The sequence below is a fragment of the Carboxylicivirga caseinilyticus genome, from assembly GCF_050589785.1.
Lineage (GTDB): Bacteria > Bacteroidota > Bacteroidia > Bacteroidales > Marinilabiliaceae > Carboxylicivirga > Carboxylicivirga caseinilyticus.
Genome location: NZ_JBNGOX010000010.1, coordinates 60,017 through 80,234, shown reverse-complemented (window position 1 = coordinate 80,234; position 20,218 = coordinate 60,017). Strand labels below are relative to the sequence as shown.

Annotated in this window: 14 protein-coding genes; 7 read left to right on the top strand and 7 right to left on the bottom strand. The window is 36.5% G+C overall.

Annotated elements, in window-relative coordinates; genetic code table 11:
- Positions 1-307: 307 nt before the first annotated feature.
- The 5 genes from ACRD62_RS07425 (at position 308) to ACRD62_RS07405 (ending at position 5,919) form a co-directional block, all read left to right on the top strand.
- Positions 308-745 carry a pyridoxamine 5'-phosphate oxidase family protein gene (locus ACRD62_RS07425; protein WP_430819500.1) on the top strand — a complete coding sequence of 146 codons (438 nt, stop codon included), beginning with the start codon at positions 308-310 and terminating at the stop codon, positions 743-745.
- A 179-nt stretch (positions 746-924) separates the two neighbouring features.
- On the top strand, positions 925-2,688 hold the full coding sequence (locus tag ACRD62_RS07420) for a M20/M25/M40 family metallo-hydrolase (RefSeq protein ID WP_430819499.1): 1,764 nt from the start codon (positions 925-927) through the stop codon (positions 2,686-2,688).
- 3 nt (positions 2,689-2,691) lie between these two features.
- A complete protein-coding gene (locus ACRD62_RS07415) occupies positions 2,692-3,510 on the top strand; it encodes a hypothetical protein (protein WP_430819498.1) in 819 nt (272 codons plus the stop codon).
- A gap of 430 nt (positions 3,511-3,940) precedes the next feature.
- Positions 3,941-5,233 carry a LamG-like jellyroll fold domain-containing protein gene (locus tag ACRD62_RS07410; RefSeq protein ID WP_430819497.1) on the top strand — a complete coding sequence of 431 codons (1,293 nt, stop codon included), beginning with the start codon at positions 3,941-3,943 and terminating at the stop codon, positions 5,231-5,233.
- 314 nt (positions 5,234-5,547) lie between these two features.
- Positions 5,548-5,919: a DMT family protein gene (locus ACRD62_RS07405; RefSeq protein ID WP_430819496.1), complete on the top strand. Its 372-nt coding sequence runs from the start codon at positions 5,548-5,550 to the stop codon at positions 5,917-5,919.
- Positions 5,920-6,060: 141 nt separating this feature from the next.
- Here the strand turns inward: ACRD62_RS07405 and ACRD62_RS07400 are convergent, their stop codons facing one another.
- From ACRD62_RS07400 to ACRD62_RS07375, 6 genes are all read right to left on the bottom strand, one after another.
- Positions 6,061-7,263, bottom strand: a complete 1,203-nt coding sequence (locus ACRD62_RS07400) for a DUF418 domain-containing protein (RefSeq protein WP_430819495.1) — start codon at positions 7,261-7,263, stop codon at positions 6,061-6,063.
- A 208-nt stretch (positions 7,264-7,471) separates the two neighbouring features.
- A complete protein-coding gene (gluP, locus tag ACRD62_RS07395; protein WP_321409040.1) occupies positions 7,472-8,680 on the bottom strand; it encodes a glucose/galactose MFS transporter in 1,209 nt (402 codons plus the stop codon).
- Positions 8,681-8,702: 22 nt separating this feature from the next.
- Positions 8,703-9,731 carry an aldose epimerase family protein gene (locus ACRD62_RS07390; RefSeq protein WP_430819494.1) on the bottom strand — a complete coding sequence of 343 codons (1,029 nt, stop codon included), beginning with the start codon at positions 9,729-9,731 and terminating at the stop codon, positions 8,703-8,705.
- Positions 9,732-9,751: 20 nt separating this feature from the next.
- Complete coding sequence (locus tag ACRD62_RS07385; protein ID WP_430819493.1) at positions 9,752-11,041, bottom strand: galactokinase; 1,290 nt, start codon at positions 11,039-11,041, stop codon at positions 9,752-9,754.
- A gap of 24 nt (positions 11,042-11,065) precedes the next feature.
- Entirely contained in the window at positions 11,066-12,112 is a 1,047-nt protein-coding gene (locus ACRD62_RS07380; RefSeq protein ID WP_430819492.1) for a UDP-glucose--hexose-1-phosphate uridylyltransferase, read from the bottom strand.
- A 23-nt stretch (positions 12,113-12,135) separates the two neighbouring features.
- Complete coding sequence (locus ACRD62_RS07375; RefSeq protein ID WP_430819491.1) at positions 12,136-12,846, bottom strand: NUDIX hydrolase; 711 nt, start codon at positions 12,844-12,846, stop codon at positions 12,136-12,138.
- Between the two features lie 194 nt (positions 12,847-13,040).
- Here ACRD62_RS07375 and ACRD62_RS07370 point away from each other — a divergent pair, with 194 nt between their 5' ends.
- Both ACRD62_RS07370 and ACRD62_RS07365 read left to right on the top strand, forming a co-directional pair.
- Complete coding sequence (locus ACRD62_RS07370) at positions 13,041-14,204, top strand: IS4 family transposase (RefSeq protein WP_430819490.1); 1,164 nt, start codon at positions 13,041-13,043, stop codon at positions 14,202-14,204.
- Between the two features lie 185 nt (positions 14,205-14,389).
- Positions 14,390-15,403, top strand: coding sequence for an NAD(P)-dependent alcohol dehydrogenase (locus ACRD62_RS07365; RefSeq protein ID WP_430819489.1), 1,014 nt, complete (start codon positions 14,390-14,392; stop codon positions 15,401-15,403).
- Positions 15,404-15,456: 53 nt separating this feature from the next.
- Here the strand turns inward: ACRD62_RS07365 and ACRD62_RS07360 are convergent, their stop codons facing one another.
- Positions 15,457-20,121: a rhamnogalacturonan lyase family protein gene (locus ACRD62_RS07360; protein WP_430819488.1), complete on the bottom strand. Its 4,665-nt coding sequence runs from the start codon at positions 20,119-20,121 to the stop codon at positions 15,457-15,459.
- Between the last annotated feature and the right edge of the window lie 97 nt (positions 20,122-20,218).

The window sequence follows — 20,218 nt, the reverse complement described above, 5'->3', positions numbered from 1 at the left end:
CGAATACTTTATTTACACTTTTATACAATTTAATGATAATTCGTATCAAAGTCTAATCAGTATAAACACAACACTTATCTAATCAACAAACTATAACCATTTTCGGTTGTAAAAAGATAATATTCTGATCATTCCATAAACAAGTTATTCTATAAAGTATTCTATTACACTATTTCATTTCATCCACATTAACAATTATTTCAACAATGTAAAGCCCTTATCTTATTGACATAAGCCAGCATTCATATATACCTTTACTCCTGCAATTCCATCATAAGATTTAATTGAATTAAAGGGAGGATTTGTAATGAAAAAGGATGAAATGATCAGATTTGCCAATGACAATCCAATTTGTTACATGGCAACTATTGAAAATGACAGGCCTCATGTAAGAATCATGAAGCTCTGGTTTGCTGACAACTCGGGATTTTATTTCGAAGTTCTTTCTCCAAAAGATCTGAATCGTCAGATACATGCTAATCCCAGAGTAGAAGTATGCTTTTTTAACAATCCCAAAAACTTAGCTGAAGGACGCGAACTAAGAATCTCAGGCAACATTAAGTTTATTTCTGATGCTGCCATTATTAACAAAGCTCATAAAGATCACCAGTTTCTTGAAGATTTAGGAGGTCAATCAGTGAATGATTACATAGAGGTGTTTAAACTCGAACACGGTGATGCTCATTTCTGGAATCTGAAGACTAATATTCTTCAGGAAAACGTGATGAATCACATGGCCTTTTAATTAAGCATAATTGGTTGGATTTTATGGATTGCTGCTTGAAAGCTACATTGGTAACAGTGTAGCTTTGTTGTTGAATATCAGGATTGCATTACATCACTAACTTAATCCTGACCGTGTCGCAACGCAATCAAATAATTAACTATATTGCAGTTACTATTCATTTCCCAAATCTTGCATCTATGAAAAATAAGTTAATGGTTTCTCTTTTAATGACTTTAACCCTCTCAATTTTCATTTCCTGTCAACCATCAAAAAATTCGCAAATAACATCTAACGAAATATTAAGTCACATTAGTTATCTGGCATCCGATAGTCTAAAAGGCCGGTATCCGGGTACTGATGAGAGCTTTTTGGCTGCTCAATACATCAGCAATCAATTAACTGAATATGGTTTAACTCCCTTTTTCGACAATACTTTTCAAACATTCGACATCGTTACAGAATGTACTCTTGAAGGAGAAAACTACCTGATCATCAATGGAGACTCATTAAATATAGAAACCGACTTTATGCCCCTTGCCTTTTCAGTTAGTGGAGAAAAAAAAGGATATGTGTGCTTTGCAGGGTATGGATTCGATTTAAATACCGATTCATTAACCTGGAACGACTATGCCGATCTGGAAGTTGATGGTAAATGGGTACTCTTACTTCGCGAAGATCCTGAACCTGATAATATGAATAGTGAGTTTATTCCCTTCGCCGGAGACAGAGCCAAGGTTACGCTTGCAAAAGATAAAGGAGCTATTGGTGTTTTGTTGGTTAATGGATTAAACACTTCTAAAAAAGATATACCTGTACCGTTAAGTTATGATCAAAATCTGAGCGATGCAGGCATTCCGGTAATTAGTATTACACGAGCTGTTGCCAACCAGCTTTTAACTTCATCAATTGAAAAACTGGAGAGTGTAATGATTCTCAACAAGAAACCACTAACCGAGAAGATTGAAGCAACAATTGAAGCAAAAGTGCAGATAACACATAAAAAAGCCACCGGACGTAATGTAGTTTGCATGATTCCATCTTTTGAAACATCAGATCAGTTTATTGTAATTGGTGCTCATTACGATCATTTAGGAATGGGTGGCTCAGGTGTTAGTTCCCGCATGCCCGATACCATAGCTGTTCATAATGGGGCTGATGATAATGCTTCAGGTATTGCTGGTATGATAGAAATGGCTGGCTATGCCAAAGCACATCAGAAAAAATTGAAGAAGAACCTGTTATTTGTAGCTTTTGATGCTGAAGAAATGGGGTTACTGGGATCGAAATACTTTGTTGAAAACTGGAGTAAAGATAAAAAGATAACCACCATGCTGAACTTTGATATGATTGGAAGAATGAAGCATGACACTATTGGTATTTCTATTGGAGGTTCAGGAACAGCTGCTCAATTTGATTCTCTAATCAATAATCAAACAGTTTCATTTAAGATTACAACATCACCCGACGGCTACGGACCTTCAGACCATGCTCCATTCTACAGCGAAGAAATACCTGTACTCTATTTCTCAACTGGTGCCCACAGCGACTATCATACCCCTTTTGATGATGTAGATGCAATAAAGCCTGATAAGGAAGAATTGATTGTTAAATATGCTACAGAGTTAATGCTAAATTTAGCTGTTAATTCAGATACGCTAACCTTTCAATCAACCGGTGGACCTCAAAAAAGTCGTCGTACAAGGCTAAAAGTAACGCTGGGTATAGTGCCAGATTTTTCAGGAGTAATTCAAAATGGTTTGGGTATTGATGGCGTTCGTCCTGACGGACCCGCAGACAAAGGTGGATTGCAGAAAGGAGATATTATCACTTCGATCAATGGTGAAGAAGTGACTAATATATACGATTATATGTTCCGCCTTTCGAAACTCAAAAGTGGCACCACAGCCATTATTGAAATCAATCGTAGTAATCAAAAAGAAGTTAAACTGATTCAGCTTTAAGATATGAATGCCACACTAAAAATGACTTTATTCTGGCTGATCGCCATTATTATAACTTTAAGTGCTGCTGTTTACCAGCGCCTCACAGGTCCAACCCATCCTAAAAGACTTGAACTAATAACCGATTCGGGTACCTACCCTATACGTTTGCTTCGCAGCCACGGTGGTGATGAAGATTGTCGTATGACCTTTGCCATATCAGATTCACAAGTAGAAGGAAGCATAGCATACCGCCGTTATCCAACACACGATGAATGGACAGTTAATCCAATGATTCGTGAAGCTGATCAACTGATAGCTACTCTACCCCATCAGCCAGCTGCTGGTAAACTGGAATACAAAGTGGAATTTTATAAAAATGGTGAGGCATTCATACCCGAAGGAAATCATACCATTATTCGGTTTAAAGGTGGTGTACCATCCGGTGTTCTTATTCCACATGTATTATTAATGTTTTTTGCCATGTTGATTTCAAATCTGGCAGGGATATTGGCCATTGCCAATCATCAAAAAATGGTTTTCTATACCTACCTTACATTTGTTTTGGTATTAATAGGTGGAATGATTTTTGGTCCTGTAATGCAAAAATATGCCTTTGGTGAGTACTGGACAGGCTTCCCATTTGGATACGACTTAACAGATAATAAAACACTGATTGCGTTTGTATTCTGGATAATTGCAGTTGTTACCAATATTAAAAAGCGTCGACCTATATGGATTATAGTTGCATCTGTAGTAATGCTGACCATTTACCTGATACCCCACAGTATGTTTGGAAGCGAACTGGATTACGAAAGTGGATCAGTTATCACAGGTGAATGATCGGAAGACTTTCTTCTTCAACTCACAACAAAACAAGAACCTTCAGAAATAAAATCAGATTCTTTAAAGTATAGTTAAGTTCATGATGAGAAAAGGGATGTTCTCTGAGCATCTCTTTTTTCATTAACAGTAAAAAAATATTCAGCAGCTTCTATATAACTATTTATATATCTAATGATTGAACTTACCACAACATTCTTCCGAGCTAATTACCATAGTTTATTTGAATACTGAAATGATAAGATTTTAACTCAGCATTAACATTACTACTATAAACTTTATTTATTGTTATATAGACTGTAATAATCTCCAGAAACACTTACATAACAATTATTCAAAATTGTTTCTTTATAGAAATTTTAGCACTAATTTAGAGTAACTTATAGATGAGGCATGATTTCTCTTTCTTATTATACTAAATCTAACACCTATGAAGAATACAATAATTTTGTGCAGTCTGATTCTAGTCAGTCTTAGCACAATTAATGCACAGATACCAATTGATAGTTTAATTGGTTATTGGCCATTCAATACTAACGCCAACGATTTAAGCATTAACAATAACCATGGCACAGTTAATGGTGCTACCCTGGTTGAAGATCGGTTTGGCATAGTCAATCACGCATATCATTTTGATGGTAATGATAATATTTCCATTCCCCACTCAGAAACATTAAATATGCAGGATTCTTTAAGTTTTTCAGTATGGGTGAAACCCGAATCACTTTCAGGAACGAGAATGGTATTTGGAAAATCAAATTACGTCACAAAAACAAACTATTTATTACGGATTAAACCAGACGGATATATTCAATGGGAATATAATGGATATACAGATACCAACACCAATCCGTTGCAGATAAACACCTGGCATCATATTGTGGTAACAGCCAGTGGACCAGGAAAAATTAAAAGAGTTTATATCGACAATTTGCTGGTTAAGGAAACATTGACATCCTCAGGACCTTTTGGATTGATTACAAATCCTTTAACATTTGGCTCTGCCAGTTATAACTCTGAATATTTCATTGGTGATATTGATGATATCAGAATGTATAACAAAGTGTTAACCGAAACAGAAATAGAAGCTCTTTTCAACGAATCATGTAATACATTTAGTTCCATTACAGAAACTGCCTGCGAAACTTATACGTTAAATGGGGAGACTTATACTGAAACAGGAATTTATACTCAACATTTAAACAATGTAAATGGATGTGACAGTACAATTACACTAAATCTAACTATTAAACATGTAGATGCTTCAGTAACTATAAATGAAAATACTTTAACAGCCAATCAGGCAGAAGCTAGCTATCAATGGATTGATTGCGACAATAACTCTTACCCAATGGATGGAGAAACTAATGAAAGTTGTACAGTAACATCCAATGGAAATTATGCAGTACAAGTTACTTATAATGGTTGTACCATTCTATCTGATTGCTATAGTATAAATTCTGTAGGTATCATGGAATCCACTTTTGATCATCAAATTGAATTATATCCAAATCCAACAAATGGAGAGTTGGAAATTGATTTAGGAAACACTCACTCGGAGATTAGGACAATTATAAGGAGTGTAAATGGACAAACAATTCGCAACCTATATTATAAAAACCAACAAATAATTAAATTAAATTTATCTGAGCCTCAAGGAATATATATTATTACATTAATTGCTGATAATAAAACAGCAGTTTTAAGAGTGTTAAAGGGATAAGCTTCTTTATAAAAAATTATACATTCGCATTTTAATAACCGCTATGAACTATTAGTTTCATGGCGGTTTTGAATTTTTAAAATCTTACAGATATGTAGAAAAGAAATAGAATTTGTATCTACTATAACTTATTCATCATTCAAGCCTTACAGAACCACATCTCAAAATTCAATCAATTCAATATAAAAATATTATCCTTCCGCTTTTAATCAAATGAAGAAAAATTAAATTTGTCGGCTTTTGTTAATTCAGCAAAAGATAATATCATCTAACCAATTGGTATTTAAGGCTATATTCTATAATAACATTAAAAAATGAGCAAAGGTATCTTTTCAATTCTTCTTCTGATTCTTTCCAATACTTTTATGACCATTGCCTGGTATGGTCATTTAAAATTTAAGGAATTTAATTGGTCTGCCAGCCTTGGCTTATTTGCTATTATTCTAATTAGCTGGGGTATTGCCTTCTTCGAATATATATTTCAGGTACCAGCGAACAAAATTGGATATACAGGTAACGATGGACCATTTAATCTGTGGCAATTAAAAGTGATTCAGGAAGTTATTTCATTAACTGTATTTACCGTTTTTACCATTACAGTTTTCAAAACAGAAACAATGCGTTTAAACCACATCATTGGTTTTGGTTTTCTGATTCTGGCAGTTTACTTTCTGTTTAAGAAATAGAAGTTTTATAATCGATCGATCATTAATCATGTATTCACTTATCTATATCTAACAATCATTTACTTATCTATACCATTAAATACCTGAAACTTAATCAACATCATTATAATTTTTAAATTACTACTTACCCTAATCCATAAACTAATTGACTTTCTTATTAGTCAACTTAAAATTGAAGAAGGTAAGTGCTCTCCAGAACCATTCCAATGGTCCATATTTATAATGTTTAAACCATGTTTGGCAGAACCAGATTTGCATCACCCAAAATAAAGCTGCATAAACAAAACTCAAAGTATTACCCAAATATTGATACAACGCTAATCCGTAACCATAAAATAAAGGCACACCAATCAATGGCTGCATTACATAACTGGTAAGGCTCATTCTACCGTATTGCGATAAAGCTGTAAAAATACCCGCAGAATGAAAACGATAATACAATAGCATAAATCCACTGATCCAGATTGTTAACAGCGATAAATTTGTAAAGATATCAGCCAGTTCAACAATCAGAGACCGCTGAGTATTGTTAAAGTCAAATAGCGAAGGCATAAAATGGCTTATTAATTGAAAGATGATTAGTCCTGCAATTCCTGTGCTCAGCACGATCCATAGAGGTCGCTTATTATCCGCTGATTTCTCAAAGAAACCAATTCGCCCCAGTATCATACCAATCACAAACAATCCAAATAATTGATATACTCGTGCCGAGGCAACTGTCCATTTTACCTTGGTAATTAATGCTGCACCCGAATTGTGTTTCAAGACATCCCAAAATGAACCACTGCAGAATGTCTGAAATGCTCTTCCCCAGTCACCCCAGTCGCGCTGAATAACAAAATCGGGATTGATAAAACTGTACACTAATTCATAAATTCTGTTAACATGCAATAACAAAATAGCCGCAACAGCAATCAAAAACTTAGTAGGCACTTTATAAAAGAATATTAGAGGCAGTCCCATTAGAGCATAAATCATCAATATATCACCCATATAAATAAGTGTATGTAAATAACCCAGAACCAACAGAATTAGTAGCCGCCATACAAAACGTCCTCTGAAATCAATCCCTCTTCGCTCCTGCCCCTGCATTTGAATAAAGAAGCTGAAGCCGAACAAAACTGAGAAAATCGCATACGATTTACCGGCAAATAAAAAGAAAGCAACATCATGTACAATTTTGTCCAATCCCTTTAAAACATCCGGATTATATTGTGCTGCCCAATAAAAGTCAAAATGCTCTAATGCATGTAAAAGAAGTATGCCGGTTAAAGCCAGACCACGCAAAGCATCCACAACCACAATTCGGGGTTTGGATGTTGGATTTGTCAGATTATTATTCATTTTTTAAGGTTTATCTGCCATAAAAATAAATAAAAATCAATTGGACTAATGGTAATTATATTTCCAAGAATGGTTCATATGTTGCCAATTAAGAAATGACTCTATTCAGGAATAGTCTAAAACGAAGATTCCCATAACATCTTTTCAATTTACCAAACAAAAAGGGCTGCCCAACGACAGCCCTTTAAACATATGATCAGTGATAAAATTATCTGATTTTTGAACCTTTAGTTGCAAAGAAAACAAGGTACAAATAGTAAACAAACAATGCACTTACAGCAGCAATAACTCCAGCCATAGTTTGAATACCACCCATAATAGGCATTAAAATAGCAGCACCAATTACTGAAGTAGCAATAATACCAGAAGCCACATCGGCATGAGGACCTAAATCTTCCAATGCCAAACTATAGATTACAGGCCACATAATTGAGTGGAATAAACCAGTACCTAAGAATAACCACATGGCAATGTTACCATCCATAACGATAGCTCCACCTAACATGGCGGCTCCACCAATGGCACAAGCTGTAAGAATTGTGCTTGCCTTGTATTTTTGCAATACAAAAATACCCAATACTCGACCTACCATTAGACCACCCCAATAATATTTCAACATATCAGTAGTAGAAGTTTTGATAGTTGCACCGGCATTATCAGCAAAATCAGCAAAGAAACTAGGAATACCAATTTCGATACCCATATAAACGAAAATTGCCAATGAACCCAACCATACGTGAGTATATTTAAATGCACTTGACTTGTGTTTAACGTCACTTCCGGCTTCAGCCTTTTCCTGCTCTTCTTTGATATTAGGAAGTTTCAGGAAGAACATAATGAAAAGGATTACAGCTGTAGCCACTCCAATTCCAACAAATGGCCATTGAACAATACCCTGAATCACTGAATTCTCTAATGTTTCGCCTTCTCCCAACTCTGGAGTAACCAATAAAATTGAAACGAAAATAGGTGCAATTACAGTAGCCACTGAGTTCAACGCGTTAGTTAAAGTTAAACGACTGGCTGAACTTTCTTTAGGACCTAATGCCACTACATAAGGAGCAGCTGCTACCTGAAGAATTACAACACCGATAGCAAAAATTGATACTGCACTTAAGAATCCGTAGTAACCAAATCCAACACCAGGTATACTGGCAAAGAAACCTAATGCAATCAATCCTAAACCTGTGAAGATTGAGAATCGATATCCTATTTTATTGATCAGGAAACCAACAGGTACCGATAATATATAGGCACCGTAGAAGAAAGTGTTAGGCAATTGCTTCTGAACATCGTTCAAACCAAATGCATCTTTCAAAAACTCAATGGTTGAGTTATTCATTGTAGTGATAAAGCCAAACAGGAAAAACAGTGAGGCCATCACTATCAATGGAAATAAATACTTGTTTTTGCTCATGATTATGATTTAAGGATTTTATTTATTGGATTGAAAATTTATAAACACAAGTATGTTTGTAAACCTCACCCGGTTTTAAAACTGCATTAGGGAAATGTTCTTTATTTGGTGAGTCAGGGAAAATCTGAGTTTCCATGGCTACACCACCCCATTTTACAATTGGCTTACCTAATTTACCTGTTTCAGTTCCATCGAAATGACTTCCTGTATAAATCTGAATACCTGGTTGATTGGTAAACACTTCCATACAACGACCACTTTCTTCGTCAGATAAACGGGCTGCCAAACGCAACATGCCATCATAACCATCGATAACAAAATTGTGATCAATACCATCAACAATCTTTACCTGGTCATCATCAGCATTACAAGCCTCACCAATGGTTTTTGCATCTACAAAATCCATAGCTGTTCCTTTTACTTCTGTAATCTCACCTGTTACAGTACCAATTTCAGCTGAAAGAGGAGTAAATTTTGAAGCATTTAACTCTAATACCTGATCTTCAATGGTTCCGTTACCGGCTCCTTTAAGGTTGAAGTAAGCATGACTGGTTAAGTTAATAATAGTAGCTTTTGAAGTTTCAGCAGCATACTCAATCACTAATTCATTCTCGTCAGTCAAACCGTAAACAACCTCAACTTTAAGCTCACCAGGGTAACCCTGATCACCATCAGGACTTACCAATGATAATTTATATGCCTGTGTAAAACGAGATTCTTCATAAGGAGTTACATCCCACACACGGCTATTAAAACCTTCGGAACCACCATGTAAATGGTTTGGTCCGTTATTACATTCTAATTGATAATCTATTCCTTCTAAAGAGAATTGACCTTTTACAATGCGGTTTGAGAAGCGACCACATAGAGCTCCGAAATATCCGTCACCTGCAAGTGCTTCTTCAACGCTTTGATAACCAATTACCACATCAGCTAACTTACCATCTTTATCAGGAACAGTAATGCCGGTAATTTGTCCTCCTCGCCCAATAAATGTTACTTCAACATTATTGGCATTTTTCAATTTAAAAACATCAGATGCTTTAGTCATGATTCGATTTTTTAGTCTGATTATAATTCAACTCTTACCGAACCTTTCGAACGGATAAATAATTTATGACATTTACCCTCTCCGTAAACATGTTCTAATGTCTTTACGTATGTATCAACTAAATCCTGAGGTACAAAAGCCTGGATGGTACCACCGAATCCACCACCGTGAACGCGCCATGCACCTTTGCCTTTCAATACCATTTCGCTCAATGCCAAACCTAATGATACAACCTGCTCATCTTTGTGAACTACATCAAAGATATTTTGGTTATACATGTATGAGCTGTATCCTGACTCAACAACCATTTTAAGGAAAGCATCAAAATCGTTGTTTTCCAATACAGCTACCTGATCAGCAACACGTTGGTTATCTCCCTGGAAGTGGAATGCACGCAAAATAGCGCGGTCACCAGTTTTCTCACGGATTTCAGGAATTTTATCAATAATCTGTTCTAAAGTAACTTCACGCAACACCTGAGCACCTAATTCTTTCGCTACTGATTTCATTTCAGTTGGCAAAGAAGCATACTCAGCCTGAGAGGCAGGATCATCGTGACCACCACCCACATCAGTAATTACCAATGCATAGTCAGTAGCAACAAAGTCGAAATCCAAAGCTTTTACAATTGGTTTTGAAGGATCTGCAAAATCGATGGTAATCAAACCACCCACTGAACAAGCTGTTTGATCCATTAACCCACATGGCTTACCAAAGAAGTTGTTTTCAGCCCATTGTCCAACAATTGCATTTTCAACCGGATCTAATTTCCCATCGTTGAATAAGTGACTGATGATAGCTCCAATCAATACTTCGAAAGAAGCTGATGAACTCAATCCTGAACCAGCTGGTACGCGTCCTTCGATACAAGCATCAAAACCACCGATAGTGTACCCTAACTCTTTCAAACGAGCACTGATACCTTTTACAATCGATCCTGAAGTATAAAATTGTGATTCATCAATAGAAAGATCAGACAAATCAACCTGAAATTCAGGATAACCAGCTGATTTAATTTTAATAATGTCAGTACCGTTAGCCGCAGCTACAGCAATATTATCAAGGTTAACAGCACCTGCTAACACACGACCGTGGTTATGATCGGTATGGTTACCACCTATTTCGGTACGACCAGGTGATGAAAATAACATCACATCATCCTTTCCAAAAGTTTCCTGGAAAGTAGCCATCAAAGACTCATAACGTTCAGCCTGAGTTTTCAATACAGCGCTTTCAGCTCCATATAATTCTTTAAATGCGGCATTATCGCCACCATTAATTTTTCCAATTAGTTCGCTAATTTTTGACATAACTTATTTGAATTTAGTATGTGATTATTTTGATTTATAATGAGTTGTTGGCAAGGCTCTCAAACGTTCTGCAGCCTGCTCAGCAGTAATATCGCGTTGTGCATTGGCCATCATTTCGTAGCCTACCATAAACTTCTTCACAGTAGCAGAACGTAACAATGGTGGATAAAAGTGCATATGAAGATGCCATTCAGGATGATCTTCTCCATCTGTCGGTGCCTGATGGATACCTGCTGAATATGGGAACGAAACCTCAAAAAGGTTGTCGTACATCACTGTTAGCTTTTTATAAGCATCAGCCAAAGCTATTTTTTCATCCTCTGTTAAATCAGTCAGTTTCGATACAGCTCGTTTACTTACAATCATTGCTTCAAATGGCCATGTTGCCCAGAAAGGAACCAATGCTACAAAATGATCATTTTCAACCAGAATGCGTTCCTTATCCTTCAATTCTTCCTCAACATAATCGCCTAAAAGAGTTTTTCCGTTAGCATCGAAATATTCCTTTTGCATTTTTTGCTCTTTGGCTGGCTCAACAGGAACAGAATACTGACCCCATATTTGTCCGTGAGGATGAGGATTGCTGCATCCCATAATATCACCTTTGTTCTCAAAAATCTGAACATAGTTGATATAATCAAGCTTACCAATCTCCTCGTATTCCTGTGTCCATAAGTCAACCACTTTCTTAATACCGTCAACATCCATTTCTGGAATAGTCAGATCATGTCGTGGTGAGAAACAAATTACTTTACAAAAACCTCTTTCGCTTACCGCTTTAAATAAGCCTTTCTTTTCAAATGCTCCCTGTGGAATATCTGGCACTAAGGCACTAAAATCATTCTGAAACACAAATGTATCTTTGTAATCAGGATTTTTAAAACCTCCGGCTCTTTCATTTCCAGGGCACAGGTAACATTTTTCATCGTACTGAGGACGCTCGTCAACAGCAGGTTTCTCAACTTTACCTTGCCATGGACGCTTGGTTCTGTGTGGTGATACCAACACCCACTCTCCGTTTAACGGATTGTATCTGCGGTGCGAGTGTTCTGTAAATTGAAAAGTATCCATTTCTATGAGTTTAATTAATTATTTTAGAGTTTTATCGCATTTCGAAAGATGGGCTCCACAACATAGCTTTCTTCAACATCTTTGAATTTGTAGTAAAAAGCCCCTTTTTTCGATTCCGACATATCTTTTTCTTCTAACTGTTCCAGCATTTTTAACGACAATACTTTCTTGCGGAAATTACCCGGATCGAATTGCTTCTGAAAGATTGCATTATATAAATTACGAAGCTGTGTAATCGTGAATTTTTCGGGTAATAACTGACGACCTATCAGGTTATAAGTAGCCTTCAGGCGGAGTTTTTCAAAAGCAATCCTGATCATTTCGTCATGGTCAAAAATAAGCTGAGGAACCTCATTAAGAGAAAACCATTGAGCACCAAACTTCTCAATCAGTTGATTAGAATGTTTCTCAATCCTGATTAAGGCATTAAAAACAATGGTTAATACATTACCTCCGGGATCACGGTCTGGTTTTGAAAAGACATGAACCTGTTCGAGATATATATCTGTTAATCCGGTTATGTATTGAAGAACCCTCATGGCAGCCGTCTCTGCCGATTCATCTTCCTGAAGCCATCCTCCGATCAATGACCATTCGCCTTGAGCCGGCGGAATTATCCTTTTAAACAGCAATAACTTTAATTGGTCTTGCTCATAGCCAAAAATAACACAATCGACAGATACAAATCGTTTTATCTTTTGATATTGGCTATATAGTTGCTGCTGATTTTCCATTTTTCAAATATAAAAGTAAAAATTACTTTTAAAAATTTTTTAAACGTATTTTTTACTTTTATAACACAAATCATTACTGTCCCATTAAATTCTAATAATGTTCTTTGAAAATACTGAAATTTAGTTAGTTGTAGGTGTTTTTCGATTAAACGGATTTCAATTTGCATTTTCGCTATTCATCAACAGATTAGCAAATGCATAAGGATAAATACGTTTTTGCTCAGTTAGCATCGTTCCTTGATAGGAATAAGTTCAACTACATCGTTCGCAAGTATGGCGGAGACAAATACGTGAAGCATTTCACTTGTTGGAACCAATTGCTTGCTTTGATGTTCGGGCAATTATCAAATCGTGAAAGTTTGAGAGATTTAATTGTTGCACTTGATGCTCATCATTCCAAATCTTATCATTTGGGCCTAGGCAAGAATGTTTCAAAATCCTCCCTAGCCAGAGCTAATCAGAACAGAGACTATCACATCTTTGAAGAGTATGCGTACTATCTGGTAAACGAAGCCAGGCATAAACGAGTTTCTGACATTTTTAAGCTTGATGGTAATGTCTACGCTTTTGATTCAACCACGATTGACTTGTGCCTATCCGTATTTTGGTGGGCGAAGTTTCGTAAGAAGAAAGGTGGAATCAAAGTACATACATTGTATGATTTGGAGACGCAGATCCCAGCGTTCTTTCACATTACTGAAGCTTCTGTACACGACTCTACAGCGATGAAAGAAATTCCATATGAATCGGGTTCTTATTACATATTTGATCGTGCATATAATCACTTCAAGATGTTGTATAAGATTCGTCAGATAGAAGCTTTTTTCGTTGTCAGAGCAAAGAAGAACCTTCAATACAAGATAGTCAAATGGAAACGAAGGTTGCCCAAGAACGTGCTTTCAGATGTTACCATTGAATTGACTGGTTTTTATCCCAAACAATACTATCCTAAACATCTTCGCTTAATCAGATATTGGGATGAAGAACAGAAGCGTGAGTTTGTATTTTTAACCAATGCAGTGCACATTTCTGCTCTTCAAGTTGCTGAACTTTATAAGAACCGATGGCAAGTCGAGCTGTTCTTTAAATGGCTAAAGCAACATTTGAAAATCAAGAAATTCTGGGGAACAACTGAAAATGCTGTTCGGATTCAGATTTACGTTGCTTTATGTACCTATTGCTTGGTTGCAATTGTCCAAACAGACATGCAACTTGATAGAAGTACATATGAGGTTTTACAAATATTGAGTATATCATTGACCGACAAAACTCATCTTAGAGACCTCTTTGAGAGAACTAAATTTCAAAATGACAAAGAACGTTTTAGGCTTAATGAGCCAAATTTGTTTAATTATTAATAACGTCCCAATTTTAATGGGACACTAGTGAACACAAATAATTTCAAAGATCTTATAAAAACCTGATACAATCAATGGCGAACAAAGCAAACATTATGCCCATTCATTTGTTTTCCTTTTCAATGATAATTTACATCATGTAAAAATGTTTGTAACTTTCATACAATCATCCAAACTACCTGTTAATGAAAGCCAGTTACTACACAAAATACGGGTCGCCCGATGTACTTGAATTCAAAGACATTTCAAAACCTCAGGTCAAAGAAAAAGAACTACTTATAAAAGTTTGTGCAACCACCGTTAATCGCACTGATGGCGCTATGTTGAAAGCCGATTTATGGATTATGCGTTTGCTTACAGGTATTGGTTCTCCCCGAAACCCTGTATTGGGAACTGACTTTGCAGGAATAATAGAAGAAGTTGGATCAAAAGTAACACGTTACAAGGTTGGCGACAAGGTTTTTGGTTTTGATGATATGGGTGTTAGCTCTCATGCAGAATACCTGTGCATTTCGGAACATAAGGCAATTGGACATATTCACCCTCCTATGTCATATTCAGAAGCTGCAGCTTTAATGGAAGGAGCTCACTATGCCTATAACTTCATAAATAAGATAGACATTAAAGAGGGTGATAAGATTTTGGTCAATGGAGGAACAGGTGCTATTGGTTCTGCTGCCATTCAATTGCTGGTACATTATGGTGCTGTAATAACCGCAACCTGCAGAGGTCAACACAAAGATCTGGTTATGGAGTTAGGGGCCACAAAAGCAATTGATTACGAAAAAGAAGACTTTACCGAAACAAATGAAGAATACAATTATGTATTTGACATGGTTGGGAAAAGCACCTTTGGGGAGTGTAAAAAAATTCTGAAGCCTGGTGGAATATACTTATCTTCAGAGTTGGGCCCTTATGCTCAAAATGCTTTTTTAGCCATTTTCGGCATTTTATCCAATGGTAAAAAAGTAAAATTTCCATTTCCGTCCAACACTCAGGCAAGCATCAATATTATTAATCAATTAGCCAAACAAGGAGCTTTTAAACCTGTCATCGAAAAAGTATTCCCTTTTGATCAGATTAAAGAAGCTTTTGATTATGTATTAACAGGAAAGAAGGTTGGTAATATTGTAATTAAAATGAAAGAAGATAATTCTACCGAAAATCTTTTTAAACCTAGTGATACAAATAATCCGTAACATATACCCATTGGTTTACATTACGGATTATGAAGTATTTAAATTTTAATTTATCATTTACTAATCAGCAATTTTTCTTTTATCAAACCTTTATCGGTATGAATAAAAACAAAATAAACCCCTGAAGACAAAGACGAAGCATCAACACTTAATTCAGAACTTTTTACTTCACTGGTGAGTTTTACGACCTGTCCTTGCATATCAATTATTTCAACACTATCGATCAACACATTAGATTCCAATTCGATATTAAACATTCCTTTTGTTGGATTCGGATAAATACTGATTTTGCCCATTGCTGCATTCCCTAATCCTGTTGAAGCAGCAACTGTAATAATACCATCAGAGTTTAGTTTAGAAAGATCCCATATCAAACCATCACCCGGTGTAGCAGGTACAATACTTGAAAAACTCCCCTCGATTGATGATGCATTAAATAATTTAAAACTATCACCAGCTTCAAAAGCTGATCCATTAATATCAGTAAGGTTTAACTCTCCAGCCAGAGTAATTGAATTTTGCGATACAACCAGGTCATTCACCCCATTTCCTTTATCAACTTCAAAATGCAAAACACAACCTTCAACTAAGGTAAAAGCCTGTTGACAATTTATAGTGCCAATACCATCTATTCCGGGAGCAATAACTGCACCACTATACAATGTGACTACTCCGTTAATATTTCCTTCACCAGAAAGTGTTCCATTAGAGAATACACGCAACGCACCGTTAATTGTATTATCTGCCTTCCGTATACCTCCACTTGAAACAGAAACTGTTCCATTGAAAGTTCCTCCTCCTGTCATTAAACCATATAAGCTGACACTTCCCGAAACAATACCGTTTCCGCTTATTGTTGCACCATTACGAACCGTGACAATACTACTTCCTGTAGCACTTCCTGATGTATTACCCACAATTAAAGTTCCGGTATATACAGTAGTACTTCCACTATACTCGTTGGCATTGGTTAAGGTCCAGCTGCCTTCACCATATTTACTAATATTAGCCGATCCGGTAAACACACCTTTAAATACAGCATCTGCATTATTATAACCAACTTTATAGGTTCCCGGGGCTATTGTTGCTCCAACTTCACTATTTAAAGCACCAAAACTCACAGCTCCTCCTGCCTGATTGTACACATACAGATTTGGATTAATATTTACAGTAGCTTTTGTAAATCCATAGTTATTGTAAATACGGAAATCACCTCCGTCCCCATCAGTTGTAACATTAATAATTCCCTCAAAACTAGACCAATCACCTTTTAAATCATTTCTAATCCAGGGCGAGTATAAATTGAGAGTTCCTTTACCCAATAGTTTTCCTGTTAGTGAACTCCGGCTATCCAGTTTTAAGGTTCCTGTTTTTCCTTCCGGCACAACAATATGCCATCCGCAATTATCAGTATAAGAATAACTATTATCGAGCATTGCAAGTGTACCACCATTAAGTATCAGTGTATCACCCAATCCATTTATATTGGCAGCATCGTCTAACAATTGAAGGACACCCGAGTTAATCACGGTTCCGGCATGACTATTAACTGTTTCGAGGCATAACGTTCCTGTTCCGTTTTTAACCAAGTCACCTTCGCCAGCAAGACTTCCCTTAACAACTAATCTTCCACCTGAATTCCCAACATTGATAGCACCACCGTTATTTCCAAGCGTTATACTTCTATCGGTTGTAACCTCTCCAAAACCACCAAACTTTAATTCACCTCCATTAATCACAAGATTAGATGCATCGGATGAAGAGGCTCCAATTGGCGAATTGTATCCTCCATTAGCAAGAGTATTTACCAGTAAAGTACCTTTTTCAATTATGGTTGGGCCTGTATAACTATTGCTATTAAGAATGGCCATTAATCCGGTTCCTCTTTTGGTAAAAGTTCCATCTCCAGCAATCTTACCAGTTCCACCTAAAACAAAAGTATTATCAGCATCACATAAGAAATCGCTCACCGCATATTCACCATTTATCAGAACAGAATTTTGAAGAGCGGTATTATCAAATACTACAGAATCCTCTCCAAGGAAATAATCCTCAACACCCTGATTATCCCAGTTGAGTGTATTAAACAAGTTCCAGTTTTTATCAACATAACCTTTCCACACAACTTTACCAGGCAAACGGGTATCAGCAACCTCAAGCTTCACCTCTCCGGCATCAATTGTTAATGTATAGGGTAAGCCAGGAATACCTTTTATCGAAACATTATCAACACTTCCATTAAAAGAACCTGTATATTTTGCCAAAACATAGGTACCAGCTGTTAATTTACCATCCAGACGATTAATGGTCACTGAAATTTCACCGGTAATATTCAGGTCTCCATTAATGATAATGATGTCATTTACTTTCGTTACAGCATCAATATCATCTGACAAATCCATATAAACAATTGATTTTTCTGATAAAGTAAGGTGGTCATCTACAAAAAGACTATCACCCTCCTCCTGCTGATCACTTATTATCAACTCAGCATAGGGTTCAAGTGTTATTCCATTCTTAAACTTACCCGAACCCGCCAAAGTGGCGAAACGTTTTACAAAAACAGCACTGTTTAATTCTCCACTTAAGGTTAACATCCCTTCCCAAACACGCGTAGTTCCTGAAAATATGTTATTTGTTTCTATACTTAAATTACCACTTCCAGCCTTTGTTAAATCTGTTTCTCCGGCAATAACTCCGTCTCCGCTAAAAGTAAAATCATTTGGACTGATAACCCGAATATCTTCAGGTGAAAGACTACCCATTAATTCGACATTTGACTGACTACCTGAAATATCAAACAACAAACTATCTCCATCAGCAAACGAAACAGCTGTACCATTTTGTGCCCAGGAAGTCGAACTTACATCCCATTGTCCACTACTGTATACTTTATGCCCAGGTAATACAATAGGAGCTGGAGGTATGGAATCCATATCATTTCCGATAAAGAATGACGGATGGGGAGGTTGATTATATGAATTTGGTTGCCATGCAATTGCGGCCCTATACTGAGGGTCGTGCATTAAGGTATATATCTTTACGGTAGTTGTATACGGAGTGGTATAAATACGCAATGCACTGTTATCGTTTGTTCTCCAGATAACTTCTTCGCGCCAGTCACCCAGAATATCAGCACTTAGTCCCGGATTACCTTTGGTCCAGTTATCTGATAAGGTTCCGTCGGCATATAATAATTGAGTATTTGCACCATTATTATACTTGGTGATAGTACCAACACCATAATCACCGTACCATGCGTGATCGAGTAGTTCACGGGACAAGTCACCATCCCACCAGATAAAAAAGTTCATTGAGCCTGGTGGAGTCAGGCTAGTAATTTCAGAACCTGTAGAACTTAAGAAGGGAAAACCTGATGGTCCCCACATTTCCATGCCCGGATAATCAGGTGTGATATCAGCTGCACCACATCGTCCCATATCACGACCAATATTTTTATAGAATAAAATTTCACCTGTACCTGCATCTCTGTAATCACCTCCGGCCGAATTCTCCAGACAGCCAAAAAACTCTAATCCTTTGCGATTAGGATTGATATCTGCCAAATGCTGTGCATCACCATGCCCCAGTCCGGTAGAATACAAACCTGTTCCATCATTATCAATACACATCGATCCGTAAACTATTTCATCGCAACCATCATTGTCAACGTCACCTTGTGTAAGATTGTGATAACCTTGCTGTGCGTATGCCGGATTGTTATTTGAATCGAAATACCATTTCTGAGATAATGAAGCATCTCTGAATGACCAGGCAGCCATAGCAATACGTTCATATATACCACGACCAATAACAATATCAGGATGAACACCATCCAGATAAGCTATTGTGAACATACATTTTGTTGACCTGTGACCACCATCATCTCTTCCCCAGTCGGTGATATTACCACGTGGAATATAGTTAACACGATCTAATTCAGCACCCGACTCTCCATCTAAAACCGATAAATAATCAGGTCCTTCCATACGATAACCAACACTTGAAACAGAATATCTGTAATTGGTAATTCCATCACCATCGGCATCACCTATATTAACTCCTACACCATCAATAAAACCATCAGAAGTGCGCAAAGCAACCTCAGCTTTACCATCTCCATTAAAATCGTATACCAGAAAATTAAATTCGACATCATTATAGATATTAGGCCCCATATTAACAGCCCACAATAATGTTCCATCAAGTTTATAGGCTTCTAAATAATGATAATCGGTTGAAGAAACATCCTTATTCAAAGCCAAACGTTTTACAATTATTTCATACTGACCATCACCATCTAAATCACCAACAGAAGCATCATTAAGATGGTAAGTATTATAAACACCATCAATTGGTCTTACAGGAATATCCAGAGAATTTTGTGCCCAAACTTCACAATTTTCACTTTCTGTTTGTTCAACACCTTTTATAACTAACTTCAACTGATAATTTGATGTTGTTGTACCAGTTGCATCTAAATAGTTAGTAGCCCCATCAATAGGTGTTGTATTTATTTTTGATCCATCTCGATATAAATTATAGGCTACATCTTTTAATTCCCATGCAAGTACCCGCCAACTTACCAGAACACCAGAGTTGGTTTTAACAGCAAGTAAGCCATGATTCAGGTTTTCCATTTTACGCTGAGAAAAAACCTGAGACGAGATTATCAAAAAGAAGAATAAAATCCAGATTTGGACAAATCGATTTTTCATAAAATTAATTTAGGCACATATTCCATCCTCTTGTTTCATGATACAATTGAATGATATGTATTAATTAGCTATTAAGTATTGAACAAATTCAAAAGTA

Excerpts from the sequence above, each read along its gene's own strand:
- ACRD62_RS07425 (WP_430819500.1), top strand. The coding sequence starts at position 308 with ATGAAAAAGGATGAAATGATCAGATTTGCCAATGACAATCCAATTTGT.
- ACRD62_RS07420 (WP_430819499.1), top strand. The coding sequence starts at position 925 with ATGAAAAATAAGTTAATGGTTTCTCTTTTAATGACTTTAACCCTCTCA.
- ACRD62_RS07415 (WP_430819498.1), top strand. The coding sequence starts at position 2,692 with ATGAATGCCACACTAAAAATGACTTTATTCTGGCTGATCGCCATTATT.
- ACRD62_RS07410 (WP_430819497.1), top strand. The coding sequence starts at position 3,941 with ATGAAGAATACAATAATTTTGTGCAGTCTGATTCTAGTCAGTCTTAGC.
- ACRD62_RS07405 (WP_430819496.1), top strand. The coding sequence starts at position 5,548 with ATGAGCAAAGGTATCTTTTCAATTCTTCTTCTGATTCTTTCCAATACT.
- ACRD62_RS07400 (WP_430819495.1), bottom strand. The coding sequence starts at position 7,263 with ATGAATAATAATCTGACAAATCCAACATCCAAACCCCGAATTGTGGTT.
- gluP (WP_321409040.1), bottom strand. The coding sequence starts at position 8,680 with ATGAGCAAAAACAAGTATTTATTTCCATTGATAGTGATGGCCTCACTG.
- ACRD62_RS07390 (WP_430819494.1), bottom strand. The coding sequence starts at position 9,731 with ATGACTAAAGCATCTGATGTTTTTAAATTGAAAAATGCCAATAATGTT.
- ACRD62_RS07385 (WP_430819493.1), bottom strand. The coding sequence starts at position 11,041 with ATGTCAAAAATTAGCGAACTAATTGGAAAAATTAATGGTGGCGATAAT.
- ACRD62_RS07380 (WP_430819492.1), bottom strand. The coding sequence starts at position 12,112 with ATGGATACTTTTCAATTTACAGAACACTCGCACCGCAGATACAATCCG.
- ACRD62_RS07375 (WP_430819491.1), bottom strand. The coding sequence starts at position 12,846 with ATGGAAAATCAGCAGCAACTATATAGCCAATATCAAAAGATAAAACGA.
- ACRD62_RS07370 (WP_430819490.1), top strand. The coding sequence starts at position 13,041 with ATGCATAAGGATAAATACGTTTTTGCTCAGTTAGCATCGTTCCTTGAT.
- ACRD62_RS07365 (WP_430819489.1), top strand. The coding sequence starts at position 14,390 with ATGAAAGCCAGTTACTACACAAAATACGGGTCGCCCGATGTACTTGAA.
- ACRD62_RS07360 (WP_430819488.1), bottom strand. The coding sequence starts at position 20,121 with ATGAAAAATCGATTTGTCCAAATCTGGATTTTATTCTTCTTTTTGATA.